The sequence below is a fragment of the Synechococcus sp. W60.1 genome, from assembly GCF_047461575.1.
Lineage (GTDB): Bacteria > Cyanobacteriota > Cyanobacteriia > Thermostichales > Thermostichaceae > Thermostichus.
Genome location: NZ_JANSHL010000002.1, coordinates 350,973 through 371,696 on the forward strand (window position 1 = coordinate 350,973; position 20,724 = coordinate 371,696).

Annotated in this window: 18 protein-coding genes and 1 tRNA gene; 10 read left to right on the top strand and 9 right to left on the bottom strand. The window is 54.8% G+C overall.

Translation table 11 applies throughout. The annotated features are described in order from the left end of the window. Positions 1 to 373 precede the first annotated feature (373 nt). From gyrA to psb28, 4 genes are all read left to right on the top strand, one after another. On the top strand, positions 374 to 2,902 hold the full coding sequence (gene gyrA / locus NW805_RS03705; RefSeq protein WP_414409098.1) for a DNA gyrase subunit A: 2,529 nt from the start codon (positions 374 to 376) through the stop codon (positions 2,900 to 2,902). 186 nt (positions 2,903 to 3,088) lie between these two features. After that, the gene (locus NW805_RS03710) at positions 3,089 to 3,457 is read left to right on the top strand and encodes a DUF760 domain-containing protein (protein WP_414421669.1); all 369 of its coding nucleotides are present in this window, start codon (positions 3,089 to 3,091) and stop codon (positions 3,455 to 3,457) included. Between the two features lie 38 nt (positions 3,458 to 3,495). After that, complete coding sequence (locus NW805_RS03715; protein WP_414407256.1) at positions 3,496 to 4,695, top strand: glycerate kinase; 1,200 nt, start codon at positions 3,496 to 3,498, stop codon at positions 4,693 to 4,695. A 31-nt stretch (positions 4,696 to 4,726) separates the two neighbouring features. Further along, entirely contained in the window at positions 4,727 to 5,041 is a 315-nt protein-coding gene (psb28, locus tag NW805_RS03720) for a photosystem II reaction center protein Psb28 (RefSeq protein WP_011433213.1), read from the top strand. Between the two features lie 17 nt (positions 5,042 to 5,058). On the opposite strand, the gene gatA is transcribed toward psb28, so the two are convergent. The 7 genes from gatA to NW805_RS03755 form a co-directional block, all read right to left on the bottom strand. Continuing rightward, positions 5,059 to 6,591 carry an Asp-tRNA(Asn)/Glu-tRNA(Gln) amidotransferase subunit GatA gene (gene gatA / locus NW805_RS03725; RefSeq protein WP_414421670.1) on the bottom strand — a complete coding sequence of 511 codons (1,533 nt, stop codon included), beginning with the start codon at positions 6,589 to 6,591 and terminating at the stop codon, positions 5,059 to 5,061. A 164-nt stretch (positions 6,592 to 6,755) separates the two neighbouring features. Next, positions 6,756 to 7,052: a hypothetical protein gene (locus NW805_RS03730; protein WP_414342514.1), complete on the bottom strand. Its 297-nt coding sequence runs from the start codon at positions 7,050 to 7,052 to the stop codon at positions 6,756 to 6,758. 107 nt (positions 7,053 to 7,159) lie between these two features. Further along, positions 7,160 to 7,498, bottom strand: a complete 339-nt coding sequence (locus NW805_RS03735) for a hypothetical protein (protein WP_414421671.1) — start codon at positions 7,496 to 7,498, stop codon at positions 7,160 to 7,162. 76 nt (positions 7,499 to 7,574) lie between these two features. Then, positions 7,575 to 7,647, bottom strand: a tRNA-Ala gene (locus NW805_RS03740). Beyond that, positions 7,638 to 8,309 (bottom strand): Uma2 family endonuclease, encoded by a 672-nt coding sequence (locus tag NW805_RS03745; protein WP_414421672.1) that lies wholly within the window; start codon positions 8,307 to 8,309, stop codon positions 7,638 to 7,640. Before NW805_RS03745 ends, NW805_RS03740 begins: the two co-directional genes overlap by 10 nt. A 46-nt stretch (positions 8,310 to 8,355) precedes the next feature. Continuing rightward, positions 8,356 to 8,736 carry a hypothetical protein gene (locus NW805_RS03750; protein ID WP_414421673.1) on the bottom strand — a complete coding sequence of 127 codons (381 nt, stop codon included), beginning with the start codon at positions 8,734 to 8,736 and terminating at the stop codon, positions 8,356 to 8,358. 173 nt (positions 8,737 to 8,909) lie between these two features. Continuing rightward, a complete protein-coding gene (locus tag NW805_RS03755; protein ID WP_011433206.1) occupies positions 8,910 to 9,209 on the bottom strand; it encodes a ferredoxin in 300 nt (99 codons plus the stop codon). Between the two features lie 454 nt (positions 9,210 to 9,663). Between NW805_RS03755 and NW805_RS03760 the strand changes: the two genes are divergently transcribed. The 4 genes from NW805_RS03760 to NW805_RS03775 all read left to right on the top strand — a co-directional run bounded on the left by NW805_RS03760 (position 9,664) and on the right by NW805_RS03775 (position 15,995). Continuing rightward, complete coding sequence (locus tag NW805_RS03760; RefSeq protein ID WP_414421674.1) at positions 9,664 to 11,478, top strand: Ig-like domain-containing protein; 1,815 nt, start codon at positions 9,664 to 9,666, stop codon at positions 11,476 to 11,478. 177 nt (positions 11,479 to 11,655) lie between these two features. Continuing rightward, entirely contained in the window at positions 11,656 to 14,595 is a 2,940-nt protein-coding gene (locus NW805_RS03765; protein ID WP_414421675.1) for a tetratricopeptide repeat protein, read from the top strand. Positions 14,596 to 14,622: 27 nt separating this feature from the next. Further along, positions 14,623 to 15,138, top strand: coding sequence for a class I SAM-dependent methyltransferase (locus tag NW805_RS03770; RefSeq protein WP_414421676.1), 516 nt, complete (start codon positions 14,623 to 14,625; stop codon positions 15,136 to 15,138). An 8-nt stretch (positions 15,139 to 15,146) separates the two neighbouring features. After that, positions 15,147 to 15,995: an FkbM family methyltransferase gene (locus NW805_RS03775; RefSeq protein ID WP_414421677.1), complete on the top strand. Its 849-nt coding sequence runs from the start codon at positions 15,147 to 15,149 to the stop codon at positions 15,993 to 15,995. Here NW805_RS03775 and NW805_RS03780 read toward each other — a convergent pair. Both NW805_RS03780 and NW805_RS03785 read right to left on the bottom strand, forming a co-directional pair. Further along, positions 15,992 to 17,104 carry a hypothetical protein gene (locus NW805_RS03780; protein ID WP_414421678.1) on the bottom strand — a complete coding sequence of 371 codons (1,113 nt, stop codon included), beginning with the start codon at positions 17,102 to 17,104 and terminating at the stop codon, positions 15,992 to 15,994. The two genes, NW805_RS03775 and NW805_RS03780, sit on opposite strands and share 4 nt — an antisense overlap. 45 nt (positions 17,105 to 17,149) lie before the next feature. Beyond that, on the bottom strand, positions 17,150 to 18,655 hold the full coding sequence (locus NW805_RS03785; RefSeq protein ID WP_414421679.1) for an FkbM family methyltransferase: 1,506 nt from the start codon (positions 18,653 to 18,655) through the stop codon (positions 17,150 to 17,152). Positions 18,656 to 19,204: 549 nt separating this feature from the next. Between NW805_RS03785 and NW805_RS03790 the strand changes: the two genes are divergently transcribed. Further along, positions 19,205 to 19,792, top strand: coding sequence for a hypothetical protein (locus NW805_RS03790; RefSeq protein ID WP_414421680.1), 588 nt, complete (start codon positions 19,205 to 19,207; stop codon positions 19,790 to 19,792). 50 nt (positions 19,793 to 19,842) lie between these two features. Continuing rightward, on the top strand, positions 19,843 to 20,724 hold the full coding sequence (locus tag NW805_RS03795) for a hypothetical protein (protein ID WP_414421681.1): 882 nt from the start codon (positions 19,843 to 19,845) through the stop codon (positions 20,722 to 20,724).

The following is a 20,724-nucleotide window of genomic DNA, read 5'->3' on the forward strand; positions in this document are numbered from 1 at the left end:
CTTCACAAAGGGCGAATGGTAGACTGGGAATACAAAAGCTTTCTGCTCAATTCAATCACCTTCAGCTTACTAGCGCAGGAGCCCCGCACTGTACCCGTAGGGTCAGTGTCGGGAGGAATGCTATAATAATTCTGCGGACACCAGAAACGGCTGTTTAGGGCACTGGTAACGGTCGATTGGGGCTGCCCGTAAACCAGCCCAGAGGCTCGTGGTTAGTTTACTAACTGCAGGGCTACCGAAAGCCCGCCCCGTACTGCGAAGCAGTCAGGGTCGGGTAGTTTACTCTGCCACGGCCAAGGTTGGCTTCTCGATAAACTTCCATGAACCCACTGCGCCAAGGCCGACTGGGATCCCTCAACGATAACCCAACCCCATGAGCGACAACGAATCGACGGCGCGCATCATCTCCACCGACCTGCAGCGGGAGATGTCGCAGTCCTACCTGGAATACGCCATGAGCGTGATCGTCGGGAGGGCTTTGCCAGATGCGCGGGATGGCCTGAAGCCGGTGCACCGCCGCATTCTCTACGCTATGCACGAGTTGGGCCTGACGGCGGATCGCCCCTTCCGCAAGTGTGCCCGCGTGGTGGGGGATGTGATCGGGAAATACCATCCCCATGGGGATCAGGCCGTCTATGATGCGCTGGTGCGCATGGCTCAAGATTTCTCCATGCGGGAGCGGCTGGTGGATGGGCATGGCAACTTCGGCTCTGTGGACAACGATCCGCCGGCAGCCATGCGCTATACCGAGTGTCGGCTGACTGCCTTTGCCCAAGAAGCCCTGCTCCAAGATATTGACGCCAACACTGTCGATTTTGTCGGCAACTACGACGGATCCCAGCAAGAACCCCTGGTGCTGCCGGCGCGGATCCCGCAACTGCTCTTAAACGGCTCTTCCGGCATCGCCGTGGGCATGGCCACCAACATCCCGCCTCACAACTTGGGCGAATTGGTGGACGGCCTGATTGCCCTCATCCACAACCCCAACCTGACCAGCCTGGAGTTGATGCAGTGGATCCCGGCTCCTGACTTTCCCACCGGGGCGCTGATCATGGGCCAGGAGGGTATCCGCGAAGCCTACACCACCGGGCGCGGCTCCATTACCCTGCGGGGGGTGGCCAGGGTGGAGACGATCGAGCAGCGGGGCCGACCGGTTCGGGACGCCATCATTATCACCGAACTGCCCTACCAGACCAACAAGGCAGCCATGATCGAGAAGATCGCCGAGCTGGTCAACGAGAAAAAACTGGAAGGCATTGCCGACATCCGCGACGAGAGCGACCGCAGCGGCATGCGGGTGGTGATCGAGCTAAAGCGGGATGCCCAGCCGCAGGTGGTGCTCAACAACCTCTACAAGCAAACCCCCCTGCAGGCCAACTTCGGGGTCAACATGCTGGCCATCCTCAACGGCGAGCCGCGCACCCTGACCCTGCGGGACGCGCTGCAGGCTTTTCTGGATTTTCGGGAAGAGGTGATCGAGCGGCGCACCCGCTACGAGCTGCAAAAAGCCGAAGAGCGGGATCACCTGCTGCAGGGCTATCTCTTGGCTTTGGGGCAGTTGGATCGGGTGATTGCCCTCATTCGGGGAGCCGCCGATACCGCCACAGCCCGAGAGGAATTGCAGGCGGTGTTGGGCCTGAGTGAAGCCCAAGCCGACGGGATCCTGCAGATGCAGCTGCGCCGCCTCACCGCCCTGGAAGCGGAAAAAATCCAGGCCGAGCACGAAGACTTGGTGAGGCAAATTGCCGACCTGCGGGATATTCTGGCCCGCCGAGAACGGGTGATGCAGATCATCAGCGAAGAGCTGCAGCAGCTCAAAGCCCGCTTTGCCAGCCCGCGCCGTTCCCGCCTCTGTTTGGAGGATGGGGAGCTGGGAACGGATGATCTGATCGAAAATCGGGAGACGGTTATCTTTCTAACCGAGCAGGGCTATATCAAGCGCATGGGCCTTGAGGAGTTCCAGGTGCAGGGGCGAGCCACCCGCGGCAAAGCCGGCGCCCGCATCAAAGAAGACGATGCCATCGAACAGTTTTTTGCCTGTCGCAGCCACGACACCATCCTCTTTTTCACCAATCGGGGCGTAGTCTATACCCTGCCCGCCCACCAGATCCCCCAGGGGAGCCGCGCCGCCCGCGGCAGCGCCATCGTTCAGTTGCTGCCGATCACCCGGGAAGAGCGGGTTACGTCCATGGTGCCGGTGAGCCAGTTCAGCGACGACGAATATCTGGTGATGCTCACCCGCGGCGGCTACATCAAAAAAACGGCCCTCAGCGCCTTTGCCAATGTACGCTCCAACGGCCTGATTGCCATCTCTCTGGAAGAAAACGACGAACTGCGCTGGGTGCGCCGCGCCCGCTCCAGCGATGATGTGGTCATGGCGACCCGCCAAGGCATGTCCATTCGCTTCCCGGCGGATGACGAGCAACTGCGCCCTCTGGGACGGGCCACCCGGGGCGTGCGGGCCATTACCCTCAACGCCGGCGATGACATCGTCAGCATGGATATTATCTCTGCCGAATCGGTGATGGCTGCCGAGCGAGAGGGGGAGAAGCTGGCTAACCCTTGGGTGCTGGTGATCACCAAAGAAGGGCGGGGCAAGCGCTCGGCCATCGACAATTTCCGCCAGCAAAACCGCGGCGGCAAGGGGGTGATCGCCACCAAGTTCCGCCAGGCGTCGGACGAGCTGGCGGCCCTGCGCATCGTCAATGCCGAAGACGAGATCCTGTTGGTGACCGCCAGGGGCATTGTCATGCGCCAGTTGGCCAAGGCCATTCCCACCCAGTCCCGCGAGGCGACCGGGGTGCTGGTGCAGCGCCTGGATCCGGAAGACAGCATTGTGGGAGTTACAGTGGTACCCGCTGCCTTGGTTGCCGAGGAGGAGACCTCAGAAGCCAGCGCTTGATCCCCGGCCGTTACTTAGGTACGGCATTTGCCGCCGCAGAGGGGTGGGATCCCGTACCGGAGAGGGTGAGGATGGGGTGTTACCTTTGGGATAGCCCAAATTCCGGGAACGGCAAAGGCCTGTGGGATCAGGCCGAGCGGCCCGGTTGGGATGGCATCTGCTGTGTTTGTGGAGCTTGGTTACTCCATGGCGAGCCCGTTGAACTTCATCCCTGGTTTTGAGGCAGTGCAAACTCCGAGCCCCGACAACCGGCTCTGGCAATACCTGCAATCTCAGGATCCCAGCGTCTTTCAGGATATTGCCCGCAATTCTTCTCCGGAAGTGCTGGAGATCTTGGGCCACAACATCCGCAGCTTGGTGGGGAGCTTGCCCTCCGATCAATTCGGGGTTCAGATCATCACCAACCGCGAGAGCTTGGCCAAAATGCTCTCCGGCGCGATGATGGGCGGCTATTTCCTGCGGGTCATGGAGCAGCGCCTAGCCCTGGAGCAATCTTTGGGCAGTGCCTCCCAGCCTGCCAGCGCGGATCAGCCTTCGCCAGCAGAGGAGGGCTAGGCTTGCAATCCACCTTTTAGCGCCGCCGAGGAGGTTCCATGCTGGATGCGGGTTTCCAGGCAAAGGGATCCCAGTTCAGCAGCCCACCGCGGCGGATTTTGGTTTGCCCGGATAGTTTTAAGGGATCCCTAACAGCCACGGCGGCGGCAGAGAGCATGGCCCGCGGGATCCAACAGGTGCTGCCGGAAGTCGAGGTGGAGCGGATCCCCTTGGCGGATGGGGGAGAGGGCACCCTAGAGGTATTGCTGCCGACGCTGGGGGGAGAGAAAAAGGGTCTGTGGGTCACCGGCCCGTTGGGGGATCCCGTCTGGGCGGAATATGGGGTGGCGGGAGAGCTGGCCCTGTTGGAGCTGGCCCAGGTGGCTGGCCTGACCTTGGTGCCACCGGAGCGGCGGGATCCCACCCGCACCACCACCTACGGCCTGGGGGAGCTGCTGCGGGCTGTTTGCCGCGATCCCATCGCTGAGATCTGGATAGGACTGGGGGGATCCGCCACCGTGGATGGAGGGGCGGGCATGGCGCAGGCCTTAGGCTATCGCCTGTTGGATGGAGCTGGGGATCCCATCGGCTGGGGTGGGGCGGAGCTGGCCCGGCTGGCGCGCATCGAGCCCCCCGAACAGCCTGTTTGGCAGGGGAAACGGGTCCGCGGTCTCTGCGATGTGCAAAACCCCCTCACTGGCCCGTTGGGAGCCGCCGCCGTCTTTGCCCCCCAGAAGGGCGCCACCCCTTCCCAGGTGCAGCAGTTGGAGCAGGCGCTGCAGCAGTGGGCTCAAGTGGTGGAGCGAGATTTGGGCCAGGCCGTGGCCGGGATCCCGGGGGCCGGAGCCGCAGGCGGCTTAGGAGCAGGTCTGGTGGCTTTTTTGGAGGCCACTCTGGAGTCCGGGATCCAGCTCTTGGCGCGGCAATTGGCCCTGCCGGAGCGCATCCGCCGCTGCCATCTGGTCGTCACCGGAGAGGGCTGCCTCGACGAACAAAGCACGATGGGAAAGGTGGTGGGGGCCGTGCTGGAGCAGGCTATCCAAGCCCAAAAACCCCTGCTCATCCTCTGTGGCCAGGTGACTCCGGCAGCGCGCGCTGGGTTGGCAGCCCAGCCTCTTCCCCTTCGGGTTGGCGCCCTGTGCGACCGGATCCCCGATGTGGCAGAAGCCCAACGGCAGGCCGGCCATCACCTGGAGCAGATGACGGCCCAGGAGCTGAGAGATTTTCTGGAGCAGGATGCGGGGATTGGCCGGTTATAATGGCCTAAATCATCGTGTTTCGTAGGACATCATGGCCAGTATCGAGTTCTCCCCCGGCATCCAAGAGGTGCCCACCCAGGTGCGAGTGCTGAAATCCAAGACCGGCAACCGGGGATCCGCGATTTTCCGCTTCGAGGATCTAAAATCCGATACGCAAAACATCCTCGGCATGCGGATGATCGATGAGGAAGGGGAGCTGACCACCCGCAACATCAGGGCCAAGTTCCTGAACGGGGAATTCAAAGCCCTGGAAGTGACCTACGACATGGAAACCGAGGCAGAGTGGGATCGCTTCCTGCGCTTTATGGAACGCTTTTCAGCGGCCAACCAGATGGGCATGGCCTAGTTGCCGCCCTTCCCGCCTCAGCTTTTGGATTTTTTGCTCCTTTTGCCGGATCTGCGCTTGGCTTGAGGTTGGCCGGGATCGGATTCCTGGCCCTCTTCAACTGAGGGCTGCCCTAGCGGGGGCCGTCGCTTGTGCCAGTCGGTGCTTTGCTCATAGGCATAGGCCACCCGCAGCACCTTGCTCTCCTGTAGGGCATTGCCCACAATTTGCAGGCCAATGGGCAGCCCATCGGCAAACCCGCAGGGCAGGCTCAGCCCCGGCAAACCCGCCAGGTTCACCGGGATCGTCATCAGGTCGCAGAGGTACATGCTGAGGGGATCCTCCCGCTCACCGAGCTTGAAGGCTGGGGTGGGGGTGGTGGGGCTGACCAGCACATCCACCTTCTCGAAAGCCTTGAGGAAGTCCTGCTTGATGAGGGTGCGCACCTTCTGGGCCTTGAGGTAGTAGGCGTCGTAATACCCCGAAGAGAGGGCATAGGTGCCGATCATAATGCGCCGCTTCACTTCCGGCCCAAAGCCATGGGCGCGGGTCTTGCCATACATCGACAGCAGCGAGTCGGCAGGTTCCCGCAGGCCGTATTTCACCCCGTCGTAGCGGGCCAAGTTGGCAGAGGCTTCCGAAGGGGCGATGATGTAGTAGGTGGCCAGGCCATAGCGAAAACTGGGGCAGTCGATCTCCAGGATCTCGGCCCCCAGCTCCTGCAGATGGTGAATGGCCGCTTGCACGGCAGCACGGGTTTCCTCGCTGCAGCCTTCCCCCAGCAGATCGCGGATCACGCCGATTTTGAAGCCCTTAATGTCCGGGATCAAAGCCTGGCTATAGTCCGGGATCTCCACCTTGAGGCTGGTGGAATCCATCGGGTCATGGCCGGCGATCCCTTGCAGCAACAAGGCCACATCCTCCACCGTGCGCCCAAACGGCCCCACCTGATCCAAAGACGAAGCAAAGGCCACCAGCCCGTAGCGGGACACCAGCCCATAGGTGGGCTTCAGGCCCACCACTCCACAAAAAGCCGCAGGTTGACGGATGGATCCCCCCGTATCCGAGCCCAGAGCCACCACCGCTTGGTCGGCAGCCACTGCCACCGCCGATCCCCCAGAGGATCCCCCTGGCACCCGCGTCAGATCCCAGGGATTGGCGGTGCGCTGAAAGGCGGAGTTTTCCGTGGAGCTGCCCATGGCAAACTCGTCCAGGTTGGTCTTGCCCACCGTCACCATGCCCGCAGCCGCCAGCCGCGCCGTCACTGTTGACTCGTAGGGGGGAATGAACCCCTCCAGCATCCGGGAGGCACAGGTGGTGCGGATCCCTTGGGTGCAGAGGTTGTCTTTCACGGCAAGCGGGATCCCGGCCAAAGGGCCAATCTCTTCCCCGGCCCGAATGCGGGCGTCCACCGCCTTGGCCTGTTGCAGAGCCAGTTCTTCGGTTACAGTAATAAAGCTTTTAAGCTGCGGCTCCAGTTGGGCCAGGCGCTCCAGGTATTCGCGGGCGATCTCTTCGGCAGAGCGCTCTTTGGTTACCAACTGCCTGTGGAGGGCACGGATGACAGACATAGGCAAACTCGTGGGGAAGGGCAAATGCCAGTGAGGCCAGACAAAGTTCCTCTAGATTAATCTAGGTGGGATCCCTTCCTACCCAAAATCCCGCCAATTTCCCCTCTCCCTGAGAGAGAGGGTGGGGGTGAGGGCGTCGGCAATGCAGAGCGCTTGGGCCCAAGTTACCGCCGTTCCAAAAAGTCGCGGCGCAGATCCCGAATCTCCTGCCGCATCTCCCGCATCTCTTGGGCCATCTCGTCAGTGCGCCGTTCCAAAGCTTCGGTGCGGCGCTCCACAGCTTCCGTGCGCCGTTCAATGGCTCGGGTGCGCTCGTCAAAGCGATCCAGCGCCTCCCGGAAAAACTGTGCCAGCATCGCCTGCCCTTCCCGCAGCTCTTGGATCAAAACCTGCTGGTTCTGCTGGGCAGCTTGCAACTCCTGGACGGCCCGAATCAGCCACTGCTCTTGCTCAGGTGTCATGGTTACCAAGGCGCTACAGAACAAGGAAATCCTACCACCCTAAATCTCCTCCTGGGAGAAGGATCCGGGGATGGTTACACTAGCAACGCAGAGCGCTTGGGCCCAAGTTACCGCCGTTCCAAAAAGTCGCGGCGTAGATCCCGAATCTCTTGCCGCATCTCCCGCATCTCTTGGGCCATCTCGTCAGTGCGCCGTTCCAAAGCCTCGGTGCGCCGTTCAATGGCTCGGGTGCGCTCGTCAAAGCGATCCAGCGCCTCGCGGAAAAACTGCGCCAGCATCGCCTGCCCTTCCCGCAGCTCTTGAATCAAAACCTGCTGGTTCTGCTGGACAAGGCGCAGCTCCCGCTGGGCAGCTTGCAACTCTTTTTGGGAGGCTTGCAGCTCTCTTTGAGAGGCTTGCAGCTCTTGGATAGCGCGCATCAGCCACTGCTCTTGCTCAGGTGTCATGCTTACTGAAGCACTACGGAATAAGGAAATCCTACCACCCCTCTCCTGCTGGGAGAGGGGCCAGGGGTGAGGGCGATGGAGAGTAGGGAACTCGAATCCCTGACCTCTGCGGTGCGATCGCAGCGCTCTACCAACTGAGCTAACTCCCCGCGGCTCTACCAGAATAACCCGAATCCGCAGCCAAGATCTCCCCCGCCTGTAACTCCAGCCCCACAAAAACCTTCGAGGGCAGCCGCTCGGATCCTTGCAGCTCCAGCACATCGTACCAGCCTTCGTGGAGCAGCAGCAGGCTTACTTTTTCTTCCAGCGGATCGACAACCCAATACTCGCCGATCCCCAAAACGCAATACTCTGCTTGCTTGGCCCGATAGTCTGCTGCCCGGCTGGACTCACTCACCACCTCCACCACCAGTAGCGGCGGCGGATCCTCCAGGCGAATCAACGCCTCTCTGGATCCCATCTCCTGCCACTGTTCCAAAGGCAGCACCACCACATCCGGGATCCGCACCGTATCCCACCGGTGGCTGCCCCGCGGCGACTGGATCCCCAGACCTCCCTGTATCACCGTCCAGGGCAACTGCTGCCGTGCAATCTCTGCCTCGAAAACTCGGCTGAGAAAGTTTTGAATCTGCACATGCCGCCCAGTCGGAAGGGCCACAGGCACCAACTCCCCAGCCACCAGCTCGTAGCGAGTATCGCTGCCATCGGAATACTGAAGGTACTCTGCCAACCTTAGGCGAGCCGTCGTCGGCCCAGGAACGGATCCCCTCGTCCAAGCCACAGCCGCCTCCAGAAACTGCTCTGCCACCATCCTAGCTCCCCTCTCCCTGAGGGAGAGGGGCTGGGGGTGAAGGCCACTACCGCCGCTCCAAAAAGTCGCGGCGCAGATCCCGAATCTCCTGCCGGATCTCCCGCATCTCTCGGGCCATCTCGTCGGTGCGCCGTTCCAGTGCTTCTGTGCGCCGTTCCACAGCTTCCGTGCGCCGTTCAATGGCTCGGGTGCGCTCGTCAAACCGATCCATTGACTCGCGAAAAAACTGGGCCAGCATCGCCTGTCCTTCCCGCAGCTCTTGAATCAAAACCTGCTGGTTTTGTTGGACAAGGCGCAGCTCCTGCTGAGCGGCCTGCAATTCTCTTTGGGAGGCTTGCAATTCTCTCTGGGAGGCTTGCAATTCTCTCTGGGAGGCTTGTAGCTCCTGGATGGCTTGAATCAGCCACTGCTCTTGCTCAGGGGTCATGGTTGCTGAAGCACTACAGAATAAGGAAATCCTACCACTGCCAATTCTCCTCTCCCTCTGGGTGAGGGCCTCAGCAGCGCGGAGCGCTCGAACACCCCCTTGGGCCACCCAAAACAAAAACCCCTCTCTCTTTGGAAGAGGGGCTGGGGTTGAGGACGGAAATTCAAGCTCGATCAGTAAAGGGCTTCTTCTTGGTGGGTGATGATGGTGCAGTCGGAAGTAGGGTAAGCCACACAGGTCAGCACATAGCCCTGCTCGATCTGATCATCATCCAGGAAGGACTGATCGCTTTGATCCACCGTGCCGCTCACCAGCTTGCCGGCACAGGTCGAACAGGCACCGGCGCGGCAGGAATAGGGCAGCTCGATCCCTTGCTCTTCCGCCACGTCCAAAATGTATTCGTCATCCGGCACATCGATGGTGACGTTTAAGCCTTGCTCCTCGTTGATCAGAGTGACCTTGTAGGTAGCCATCCTGGTTGGGTCTCCAGAAAAAACATCCACTCCTCATCCTGCCACCCTTCTGCCCCGGATCAAGCATCCTTTTGTGAGGAAATAGGCAAATCTTCCGGTTTTTTCCAGGTGGATCCGCAGAAGCCATGCCGGGCAAGGATTCTGACTGCTCTTCCGGTGGCTCCACCTGCTTTGCTCCCAGAAGCCGCCACCCGACTCCTTCCCGGGACCCTGCCCGGTGTCTGTGACCCACGTCACCTTTGATCTTGTCCAGAAAAAATCGGCAGTACTTGCCAAAGCGAGCTGATTGACTTGTATGATAAGCAGAGTAAACGGACAAGCCGCTTATCCAAGCGCGTGTGCGTCTTCCCTCGATTGGCTCTTTCCTACGGCCTGGCTTGCCCTGGGCGAGTTGATCGGGTAAGTTAAGGGAAGTGTTCAGCCGAACCCTACTTTTTTGGTTAAGAGGAGAACAATGAACGGAATAATGCACAAGTGGCTCCTGAAGTCACTCGGGTCTCTGTCTCTGGCTTCCACAGTGGTGCTGCTGCCCCTGCTGCTCACCGGCTGCGGTGAAAGCAGCACCGGCACCGTCACACCCGTACCGCCGCCGCCCCCACCACCCCCACCGGCTCCACCGGCTCCCCCGGCTCCGCCTTCACCAACTCCAACCCCGGTGGGACGGGTTATCGCCATTAACCCGGCGGATGGCGCCACCAACGTTCCTATCACCACCAGCATTGTTATTCGCTTCAGCGAGCCGGTGCGCGAGGCTCCCTTCGCTCAGGCCTTGAGCATCACCTCGGTGGCGCCGCAAGCGGGAGTTGTGCCGGCTCGCAACTTGTTCTTCAATGACGACCGCACTCAGGTCATCATCACCTTCCGCACGCCGCTCACCAACGATGCCGTGTACCGGGTTGTCATCTCGCGGGCAGTGCCGGACTTGTTTGCTTCCGGGCGCAGTCTGCCGGAAGACTTTGTGGCCACCTTCACCACCGGTGCTGTGGCAGCTCCGGAGGGTCCCATCAGCCTGCTGCCCACTCAACTGGCCGCTCTCACCCCAGAGGGGCAAGTCTTCTCTAACCCCATCGCTATTCCTGTCGGCTTTGGCATCCGCCGCATTGGAGCATCTGAGAACCTCCCGGTAGGCGACTACTCCGACTACCGAGCGGTGCTTTCCTTCCCCATTCCCGACACCATTCCCCGCAACGCCGTCGTGCAGGGGGCGCAGTTGACGCTGGTGCAGTTGCCCTCCTTCAACTCGCTCCCCATTCCTGGTTTTGTTGGCGACCGGGGGCTGGGCTTCTTCTTCCTGGATCCGACACCCCACAACCTGCCGTCCAACAACGTGGTGTTCCAGGAAGTGACCTTGGGTGCGCCCAACAACGTGGTTTCCAGCGACTTCTTTGCGCCGGCTTCCAGCCCCACCTTTGTGGCTCTGAGCATCAGCGGCAACGTGCTGGGCAACGATGTGTCGGCGGGGCCGCGTACAGCAGATGTGGGGCCTGGGGTGCAGCGGGCGGTGTCGGGCTCCCGCTTCTACCAAGTGCGGCTGCAGTGCGCCAAGGAGGTGTGGAACAACCAGGCTGCTCCGGCCTTTGTTTCGGTGCTGGCCACGGCGAGCACAATCGTCAATGTGGCTCCTCCCACCGCTTCGGCAAGTGGTGCTCTTGGGCCGGCCATTCTGACAGGAACGCTTCAAGTCCCGGCTGCTGGTACTGGTGCGGCTGCCGCTGCCACAACTGCGGCAGTTAACGCTACTGCCCTGGCCACTGCAACGCTTAACATTGCCGGAGCCACCACGCAAGTTGGGTTTGGCTCATTTACTGCAACGGTAAGCGTTTCCAACGCTCTGCCGACTGGGGGCACTGTTTCTGCAAGTGTTTCTCTTACTTTTGGCTCCTTCACCCAGAGCGCTCAGCTTCCGTCCGCTTCAGTAACTCAAAACTTTAATGCCGGTTTCCTCTCAAATATTGCCGCTGGTACGTTTCCAGTACCCAAGCTTACTACCGGTGCTTTGACAGCAGGTGGCACCTTTACCGTTCCCTTCGGTCCTCTGGTCGCTCCAGCTGGCTTTGTGGCGCCGACGGCCTCTGCATCGGCAGGTGCTCCGCTGACGGCTTCGGTTTCGTTCAACGTGACCAGCCCTGTCAGCTTTGAAGTGAGCCAGGGGGCTACGGGCACCTGCCGCGCCGAGTTCGACCGGGAGCCGGCCACGGGTACGGGTGCTGGCCCTATCACCACCGCTCGCGGGCCGCGGCTGGACATCACCTTCACCATCCCGCGGTAGTCCATACACTCTATCTGGCTTTAGGGTTGGGTCTGTTGACTTTTAGGCGGCAGACGTTCAGATGGAAAAGGTGGGTGGGTCTTAAGTGCCTACCCACTTTTCTAGGCTGTTAAGCCTACCAAAGGCAGGTGAAGCACTATTCGTTTGATAGAATTGTCTAAGTTGAGGCTCAGGGATATGGGAACCGAAATTCAAAAGCTCCTTAAGCAAGCATTTGGCCATCATCAGTCGGGCGAGTGGGATCAGGCCGAGGAATGCTACCTAGAAATCTTAAAGCTAGAACCCAACCATCTTGATGCTACTCAGTATTTGGGTATACTGGCCTACCAACAACAACAGTATGTCAAATCTATAGAATACTTAGAACGGTGTATAGGTCTTGGTCAAAGGTCGGCATCGTTGTATGTCAACTTAGGTGCAGTCTACGAGAAGCTAGATCAGCTAGAAAAGGCCCTAGAATGCTACCGACAAGCTACCCAAATAGATCCAGAAAGTCTCAACGCAAACTTTAACTTAGGTCTGGCTCTAATTCAACTCGAGCAGTGGGAAGAAGCCCAGAAAGCCTTTCTAAAAGTTTTAGAGTTGAACCCTCAAGAGTATGAGGCAGCTTATTTTCTTGGGCAAGTCTTGCTGAAGTTAGGTCAGGTCAATAGTGCCATCAGCATCCTAAAAAAAGCAGTAAAGGACAAGCCGGATTACGTTGAGGCTCATCTTCAGTTGATTGATGCCCTCTCTTTAGCTGGAAACAAAGAAGAGGCAATTCAACACGCGAGACAAGCAGAACCGCAATTTCCGGCTAGTGCTGATTTACAGCTTAAGCTAGGTTTATTGCTGGCAGAGTCGATGCAGTATGAAGATGCGATTGTTGCCCTAGAGAAAGCCTTGATGATCAAGTCTTCTGCTGTTATTCATCTAAATCTTGGGAAAATCTATGGCGAAATTGGTCAAGAAGATAAGGAAATAGCGCACTACAAAAAAGCTATAGCAATCAATCCAACCTATGCGAAAGCCTACAATAACTTGGGGGCGGCACTAAGCCGAAAGATACGACACCAAACTGCAACAGAGATAGCTGCACAGGAACTAAGCTTGGGAGGTAAAAAAGATCTTGAAAGTCAATGCCAAATTATTCAAGCTGCAAGAGACTGCTTTCAGATTGCTATTTCTCTAGATTCGGAATACGCTGAAGCTCATCACAACCTAGGTATTCTCTACAGGGCAGAAAAGCGGCTAGATCTAGCCAGATATCATATATGCCTTGCTATTGAGATCAACCCAGAAGAATCAGATTACTGGCACAGCTTAGGATGCTGCTACTTAGACTTGGCCATAGCCGACAAGGCAGTTAGATGTTTTGAGCGAGCGATCGGCTTAGATCCAACATCTGCTCTAGCATATAACAACTTGGGTCTTGCTCATCGACTACTGCAAAATAGAGAGGAAGCAGAGTTCGCTTTTCACAGAGCTGCAGAGCTTTCGCCGGACTTTGCAGAAGTCTATTGCAATATCGGAGTCAGACTCTTCGAGCAGCAAAAGTACGATGATGCTCTGGAGCACTTCCAGGAAGCGATAAGACTTAAGCCTGAGCTAGCCGATGCCTATTTTTACAAGGGCTTAACCCTTAGCAAGCAATCCCGGACTCAAGACGCGATAGATAGTTATTTGCTAGCTATCGAGAGGAAGCCAAACTTTGCTGCTGCATATCAGAATTTGGGTGGTGCTTATCTAGAGCAATGCAGACTGGACGAAGCTCTAGAGAACTACAGGAAGGCCCTGGAAGTTGCTCCTGGCTTCGCAGGTGCAATGTCGAATATCCTAATGGTTTCACATTATTCTGAGAAGTTTGACCCTGTGGAAACATTTATAGAGCATCAAAAGTGGGGTATTTCCTACCAAAGCCAGTATCAAAGCCACTGGAGACCTTATGCAAACTCGCGAACTACCCAGCGTCCCCTCAAGATTGGCTATCTATCGGGTGATTTTCGATTGCACTCGGTACATTTTTTCATGAGCTCAATCTACGATTGCCACAACCAGGAAAAATTCCAAATCTACTGCTACTCAAATGTTGATCAACCTGACACAGTAACTGAGCAGCTCTCCAAATGGTCAACGGGATGGCGAGATATTCACAAGCTAAGTGACGAGAAAGCTGCAAAGTTAATCAGAGAAGATCAGATTGATATTCTAGTGGATCTAAGTGGCCATACCGGCGGCACAAGAGTACACTTAATGGCTTTGCGTCCGGCCCCTGTACAAGTTACGTACCTTGGCTACCCCGACACCACAGGTATGACCGTCGTGGACTACAGGATAACAGATAGTTTTGCCGATCCTTATGATGTAACCGATAGTCTGCACACAGAGAAATTGATAAGGATGCCTCATAGCTTTCTTTGTTACAAGCCCTCTCGTGAGGCACCGGAGATTGTGGATCCTCCTGTGGTTAGAAACGGCTTTATCACGTTTGGATGCTGCAACAACCCTTCCAAGATCACTCCCAGAGTCATTAAGTTATGGGCAGATGTATTGAAGGCAGTGCCCCATTCAGTTCTGCACCTGAAAAATCAGCGATATAGAGATGAAAGCACCCGTAAACTCTTTTTGGAAAGAATTGGAAGACACGGCATTCCAGACGAGAGAGTCAAGCTAGAATATGATAGACAGGGCTTTGCCGAGCATTACGCAGCCTATGGAGAAGTGGATATTGCTCTGGATCCCTTCCCTTACAACGGAACAACGACAACCTGCGAAACATTATGGATGGGAGTTCCGGTAATCACTCTGGAAGGTCTAGCACATGTTTCCAGAGTTGGAGTATCTATCTTGAGAACAGTGGACTTGCCGGAATTAATCGCACAGACGGAGCAAGACTACATTCGCATTGCCTCAAGGCTGTCTGAAGACATAGATCTTTTGGTCTGGATAAGGAGAACCATGCGGGAGCGACTCTCGCAATCACCACTTCTTAACGGCAAAACTTTTACAGCTTTCTTAGAGAAGGCTTACATCCTAATGTGGGAACAGTATTGCCAAGATAGAAAAGCTAGAATTAGGTTTACAGACTTGCCGTTCAAGTTTCGCAAGCACCCAAGCTTAGCTCAACTCAGAAAGTAAGTTAGCTAGTAGGAGCAGACGACGAGAATGCTTAATCTACACATCGGTGGTAAAGAACCACATCCTGACTGGAAAATACTTAATATTTTGCCCTCTCCTGAGGTTGACTATGTTGCAAACGCAATAGATCTCAGTATGTTTGAGAACGAGAGCGTAGATCAAATATATGCCTCTCATGTTCTTGAGCATCTTAGTTGTCAAGAAGCAGGTGTGGCCTTAACAGAGTGGTATCGAGTCCTCAAGAAAGGAGGAAAGTTATTTGTTTCTGTACCTAATCTAAAGACGCTGTCCAAGCTTATACTAAGAGATGATCTCTCGTACGACGAATTAATACGTGTTATTAGCATGATTTACGGCGGTCAAATTGACCGGTATGACTTCCATAAATACGGCTATACCATTGAAAACCTGACTCACCTGCTTAAGACCGTTGGTTTTGGCTTTATCATTCAAGTAGACCAATTTGGCATGTTTAGAGATGCAAGCACAATTGTCTACTGCAACGAACTTATCAGCATAAATGTAATTGCTCACAAAGAGTGAGGGGAACCATGTCTGAGCTGTCCATAGCCTCTGTTTTGGGAACCTCAATGCCTCGGATTAAAGTAATTGCCGTAGGGGCAGCTGATGTTGGAGCTCCTGAGATATATGCCGAAATCATTCGGAAGGACTATGGAGAGTTAATTGGATTCGAGCCTGATCCTGAGGCTTACAACCGCTTAATTGAGAGAATTCGACAAGGTGATGGCAGTTCTAACGTCTTATACCTTCCTATGGCGGTTGGCGATGGTTCTGAATCCAACCTTTACCTGACCAACAGCGGAATGACATCCTCTCTGTTTAGACCCAATTATCATCTGTTGGAAAAGTTTCACGATCTGGCTGAGTTTTACCAAGTTGTCTCAGAGAAGAAAGTAAAGACTGTTCGATTGGATGATTTGGAAGAAGTCTCAGACGCTGACTGGCTTGTTATGGATACTCAAGGCAGTGAGCTAAATATTATTCGCGGAGCTAGACGTCTCCTAGAGGAGAGCATTGTAGTAGTTCAAACTGAGGTTCTATTTATCCCTCACTACATCGGCCAGCCGTTGTTCTCTGATATAGATATCGCTCTGAGAGAATGTGGCTTTCTAATTCATAGCTTAACCGGGATTGCCTGTCCACTTATGAAGTCATTTCCGAAGAGCCTTACGTCTTTGCGCACTCAGGCATCTTGGACAGACTTTATTTATGCAAAAGACTTTATGCGATTGGGAGAGCTGACATCAAGAAAGCGGCTAGCGCTTGCCACGATCCTCCATGAGGTCTATCGTTCTTATGATTTATGCTCTCACGTTCTCAGAACTCATGATGAGATAGAAGGTACTTCATTTTACGACATCTACATTTCAAGGCTCTAGGATCTTAGACTTCTTGCCTTTGATTTGAGGAAAGACCACATTCGCTTAGCGGCCTGTTCCCAGGTCATGCTTTTCGTATAATCTAATCCTCGTGAGAGTATGGTATTTCTATACCTTGTATCTCTTAGCTGATCAATAGTCTGCGATATGACATGCGGCTGCATGGATATCTCAATCCAAGGGTCAGTTTCTGTAGGCTGCCTTAATTGATGATCTTCAGATTCTCTCAAGATAATGACCGGGCAACCGCATCTCATTGCCTCGAAAGTGTAATTGCCCATTCCAAGTTCAGGTTCAATCTCAAACAATCCAACAGCTCCTGTGTAAAGCAGTGGTAAATCATCAGAACAAAGCCTAAGGTTATGGATTCGAGATCGAATTGGCTTGGATAAATCCATAACAGATTCTAGTGGCGCATCAACTTTACTTCCATCAACTGATAGGTAAACAAGCTCAGGGACTTGTCCAGATACTAATTCGCTTACACTATCCAAGAGAGCAAATAGAGCTATCTTTCTTCGTTCCCCCGTTCCCGCTCTAAAAATGATATAGGGACGAGTTAGGTCTTTTTCTTCCCGAAACTTTCTTACCTTTAGAGGGGGCGATGGCATCAAGTCACTGTGCAGACCTGGGTAGATAACCTCAATATCTTCACTAGAAATACCTGGATATTTCCTCATTAAATCTGATGACACCCGCTTGGAAGGACATATAAATGCCGATGCAGCCAAAATGGTATTATGTTTCTCCTGTGCTGCTAAGCTTGGTAAGAACTCTTGGACTTCGTCCATACTATAAACCATAGCTACGCTTGAGGTTTTGAGGGGATACGTATACAAAGTTGAGATAAAAATGGATGCATTGACTTGATCACAGGCACTTTGCAGACCTATATGATCAGACTCAGCATTCTCATAGCTGTAATCAGGGATTAGGGCTACAACAGTGTCGCCTGGAAAACCTATACGTTGGCTTTCTCTCACTAAGACTATAAAGTCTCGAGTATATCCAAGCCTTACCCACTCACCTATGACGTTGCACCAGAAACTTGTAATAGAGGGTGGAGTCTCTAAATTAGGCTGTAGGGCAACACCATCAACAACGATCATTGCTTTTCCTCAACCAGATCCCAAAGTAAAGAAGATAGGCTTGGATCAAAGTAAAGAAGACAGGCTTGGATCAAGCTCTTTGGAGGGGAATGAGCCTTCTTCTAAGATACCCTCTCTCTTAAGGTTCACGTAGCGAGCTTCCGGCACCGCCACTAAGTTTACAGTCGAGAGGTTGCGAGCTTGTTTGCGAGCCATTGATAACTCATTCAAAGCGGGGTTATATGCAAAGAAAGTATATCCTAGCTCTGATAAGTAAGAAGAAACTTCTCGTGATGCAGATCCTAAATCACCTTTTGCCTCTACTTGAATGATGGGGCTACAACTCTTTATGAGTTCTCGGCCACCTCGTATAACGTCAAAGGAGTCGGTAAAAACATCCACCTTGATCATATCAACTGAGGGGCATTCCAGAGAGCGCCACCATTCGTCTAGTGTAACTTTTTGAACGGTTTTTACAGGGTGAGTTATTCCAGCTAGACTTTTTACTACTCGATTATACGCGCTATCATCACTTTCTAGGAAGTATGCCTTTCCTGACTCACTATCCAGCGCACAAGGGATTACTGTAACTTGTGGTAGCTGATTCATGTTTGCATTGTGTTTCAGTATTTCCACACAAGCCTGAGTCGGCTCAAATGCAACTACCTTTCCTTCAGAACCTACTGCCTGAGCCGCAACAAGAGTGTATGAACCTACGTTTGCCCCCACATCTATAAATGTCATTCCCGGTTTTAGGTAAGACTTGACAAAGTCAATCTCCGCCTCAAACCATCTTCCTTGGGCCAAATGACAATGGGTAACGACCGAATCCAGACTGCCTTCCAGACTCATGATGTGGTTTTCATATGGCACATCAATAACTTCTATTGAGTTCTTTTGACTTGATAGCTTTGGATTATCCGTTTTTCCTCGAAAGAAACTCACAGATACTTGAAAGCAAGCCTCAGTCCACTTTCTAATGGCTTTTGTGGTTGCTTGGGCTTGATTTTGCCTCAGGTAATGTATACCTTCGACCTGCAAACTTTTGGATAATCCAAGACCTACGACTGCTTGGGCTTGTAAATCCTTTGGGTAAATGGCTGCGGCAATGCGCCAGAAAGGCATCGCCTGAGGTTGGTAGCACAATGCTATCCTTTCAGCTATCCAACGAGCTAGGTAGTACAGGTACTGATCTACAGACGGAAGAGCCAGACCAAAATCGTCTTCTAGCTGAAAGTAGGGAGAATCAATCCGCCATGCTAGTTCGTAACCTTCTGTGTTGGGAGGGGGAATATCTCTCCACTTCTCTGGGTCTAGCTCTAGCTGGTTCAGAAGCTTTACTGCTTCTTCCATAACAGTGAAAGAGACCCCTAGAACCCAAAGCGAATGGAGTCTATTTAATAAGCAAGGCAGATGATTTGGTTCAACGTCAGCGCCTTGGTTCCAGTAGTAAAGCGCTACTGACCAAGCATTTCTTCTTTCCTTGGACGTGGGAGCTGTCGCCGCTATGCGAATTTGATTAATTCCAAGGGTGTTCCAGGTTGAGCCTGTTTCGAAAGATGTAGCTACCATTCTCTATACCTAGATTTAACTCAGAGTCTGGACAGGATTAGACCACCTAAAGTAGGTACCGGTAAGAGCTCTTGACTTTGCCATCTAATCACCTTAATCATTGCTGAGCAGGCTCAAATTTTTCTTGATCCAAAACCTATGTCTGGGGAAATCTTCATTACATAAGAACTGTACATAAGAACTGTGCCGGAACTATTCCGAATGAGTATCATCTTTGAACATATAAACTCACCACTCTCACCAACATGAGGGAACCGCAGCCACAGTCTTTCCGAGGACCACTAAATGCTATCATAGTTTTCATCCTGTAGGATCCCGTTAGAGAGTCAGCTTGGGTAAGTCTAGGTTAAGTATTGTGTAGGAAGCACTGCGCAAAGTTGGAGGCTCCCTTGTCTGCCCGTTGTCTGTGGAGTTGTCTGGCCAGGTTTTGGCAGGTTGGGTATCTCTTCAGCCGCATCTCAGAGCTCAAGCTGTATAATTCGCCTTTGCCTTCTCAGCTAACATCTGTCGAACTTGCCCTGAGGCAGTGCATTTTGCGAGGTTACACTCATGTCGCGACACATCAGTACCTATGCTCTCATCTTTACCTTGGGCAGTGTAATCGCCTGTACGCAGGCAGCTCCTGTGCAAACTCCTGACCAGGTGGTGAGCACTTTCATCGCTGCTGCCGAGAAGGGGGACTGGGGCACGGCAGACAGCTACCTGACGGAGCGCTTCAGCAATGCCCTCCGGCCGGGATCCCTGCCTTCGATTTGGGGCACGGTGGGGGAGAACGTGCAGGTGCGCAACCAAGAGGTGACCGGGAAGACGGCCTATGTCTGGGTGGAGGGCACCGACTCGCTGGAGGATGCGGCCCAGCGCCTGGGGCTGGATCCCTTGACGTTGCGCAAGTATTTGACCCAGCCGGATCTGGCGGATCCCACCTATCAGCAGTTGGCCCCGCAGTTGGTGGGTCTGCGCCTGGAGGGAGAGACGGTAACCTCCCGCGTCAAGATCACCCTCTACCAGCAAGACCGCGGCTGGCGGATCGAGGTGTGGCAGCCGGATAAGCCACCTGCTGCTTCGGGATCCCAGTCGGAAAAGCCAGAAGAGACGGAAGCAACGGATCCCGCGCCATCTCCAACCGAGAATCCCTAGAGCTGTCGCCTTCAGGGAGATCTGGGAGCAAGAGTCATCTTGGGGAGGGTGTGGATGTGAGAGCGTGGTTTTTCTTGGTGCTGGCTCTGCTGCCCCTGGGGGGTTGCTGGCAGGCCAAAACGGCGGAGGAAACGCTGCGGGAGTTTGTCCAGGCGGCCAATGCCCGCGATTTTGCCACCGCAGAAGCCCTGCTCACTCCGCGGCTGCTAAAAGGGATCCCTCCGGGGGCCTTGGATCAATCGTGGCCCTCAGCGGAGGAGTTTACCCTCACCCCCATTCAAGCGGTGGGCAATACGGCCATTTTCCGGGTGGAGGCAATCCTGAAGCCAGAAGCGGTGGTGCCGACTTTGCGTTTCCAGTTCACTGCCGAGGAGCTGCAACGATTTTTAACAGAGCCGGATCGGGAGGATCCCCGTTTTCGCCCTTTTCGCTCTCAGTTGGGCTTCTACGAGCCTTTGCCGGAGGGTCGTCTGCGCGCAGTTATGGAGGTTACCCTCTATCGCCAGGCCCAAGGGTGGCGGGTGGAGTTGGCTCGGCTGCAGCCTTTAAATACAGAGGTTCTCTACGAGCCAATCAAGTTAGCGGAAGAAGCACAGCCTTTCCAACTAACTGGGACGGTGCGACTTCTCAACCGCAAGGAGGGCTGGATTGGGGTCAACTTGGAAAAAGTCAGCCCCAGCTTGGAGCGCTACGCGGGCACGTGGGTCTCGGTGGTTCCTGCTGAGGATGTTCAAGTGACCCGCCTTGGCCGTTCTGCCAGTTGGCTGGATCTGCGCCCAGGCGATGCGGTGGAAATGGAAGGCACTGTTCGGTTTGCCGTCAATGTCGATGCTGAAGGGGGGATCCCAGCGGCCATTCGGGCCGAACAAATCAGGGTGCTGCAGACCCTCACCCCCAGCCCCTCTCCCAGCCCAAGCGCTCCGCGTCGCTAA

Excerpts from the sequence above, each read along its gene's own strand:
- gyrA (WP_414409098.1), top strand. The coding sequence starts at position 374 with ATGAGCGACAACGAATCGACGGCGCGCATCATCTCCACCGACCTGCAG.
- NW805_RS03710 (WP_414421669.1), top strand. The coding sequence starts at position 3,089 with ATGGCGAGCCCGTTGAACTTCATCCCTGGTTTTGAGGCAGTGCAAACT.
- NW805_RS03715 (WP_414407256.1), top strand. The coding sequence starts at position 3,496 with ATGCTGGATGCGGGTTTCCAGGCAAAGGGATCCCAGTTCAGCAGCCCA.
- psb28 (WP_011433213.1), top strand. The coding sequence starts at position 4,727 with ATGGCCAGTATCGAGTTCTCCCCCGGCATCCAAGAGGTGCCCACCCAG.
- gatA (WP_414421670.1), bottom strand. The coding sequence starts at position 6,591 with ATGTCTGTCATCCGTGCCCTCCACAGGCAGTTGGTAACCAAAGAGCGC.
- NW805_RS03730 (WP_414342514.1), bottom strand. The coding sequence starts at position 7,052 with ATGACACCTGAGCAAGAGCAGTGGCTGATTCGGGCCGTCCAGGAGTTG.
- NW805_RS03735 (WP_414421671.1), bottom strand. The coding sequence starts at position 7,498 with ATGACACCTGAGCAAGAGCAGTGGCTGATGCGCGCTATCCAAGAGCTG.
- NW805_RS03745 (WP_414421672.1), bottom strand. The coding sequence starts at position 8,309 with ATGGTGGCAGAGCAGTTTCTGGAGGCGGCTGTGGCTTGGACGAGGGGA.
- NW805_RS03750 (WP_414421673.1), bottom strand. The coding sequence starts at position 8,736 with ATGACCCCTGAGCAAGAGCAGTGGCTGATTCAAGCCATCCAGGAGCTA.
- NW805_RS03755 (WP_011433206.1), bottom strand. The coding sequence starts at position 9,209 with ATGGCTACCTACAAGGTCACTCTGATCAACGAGGAGCAAGGCTTAAAC.
- NW805_RS03760 (WP_414421674.1), top strand. The coding sequence starts at position 9,664 with ATGAACGGAATAATGCACAAGTGGCTCCTGAAGTCACTCGGGTCTCTG.
- NW805_RS03765 (WP_414421675.1), top strand. The coding sequence starts at position 11,656 with ATGGGAACCGAAATTCAAAAGCTCCTTAAGCAAGCATTTGGCCATCAT.
- NW805_RS03770 (WP_414421676.1), top strand. The coding sequence starts at position 14,623 with ATGCTTAATCTACACATCGGTGGTAAAGAACCACATCCTGACTGGAAA.
- NW805_RS03775 (WP_414421677.1), top strand. The coding sequence starts at position 15,147 with ATGTCTGAGCTGTCCATAGCCTCTGTTTTGGGAACCTCAATGCCTCGG.
- NW805_RS03780 (WP_414421678.1), bottom strand. The coding sequence starts at position 17,104 with ATGATCGTTGTTGATGGTGTTGCCCTACAGCCTAATTTAGAGACTCCA.
- NW805_RS03785 (WP_414421679.1), bottom strand. The coding sequence starts at position 18,655 with ATGGTAGCTACATCTTTCGAAACAGGCTCAACCTGGAACACCCTTGGA.
- NW805_RS03790 (WP_414421680.1), top strand. The coding sequence starts at position 19,205 with ATGTCGCGACACATCAGTACCTATGCTCTCATCTTTACCTTGGGCAGT.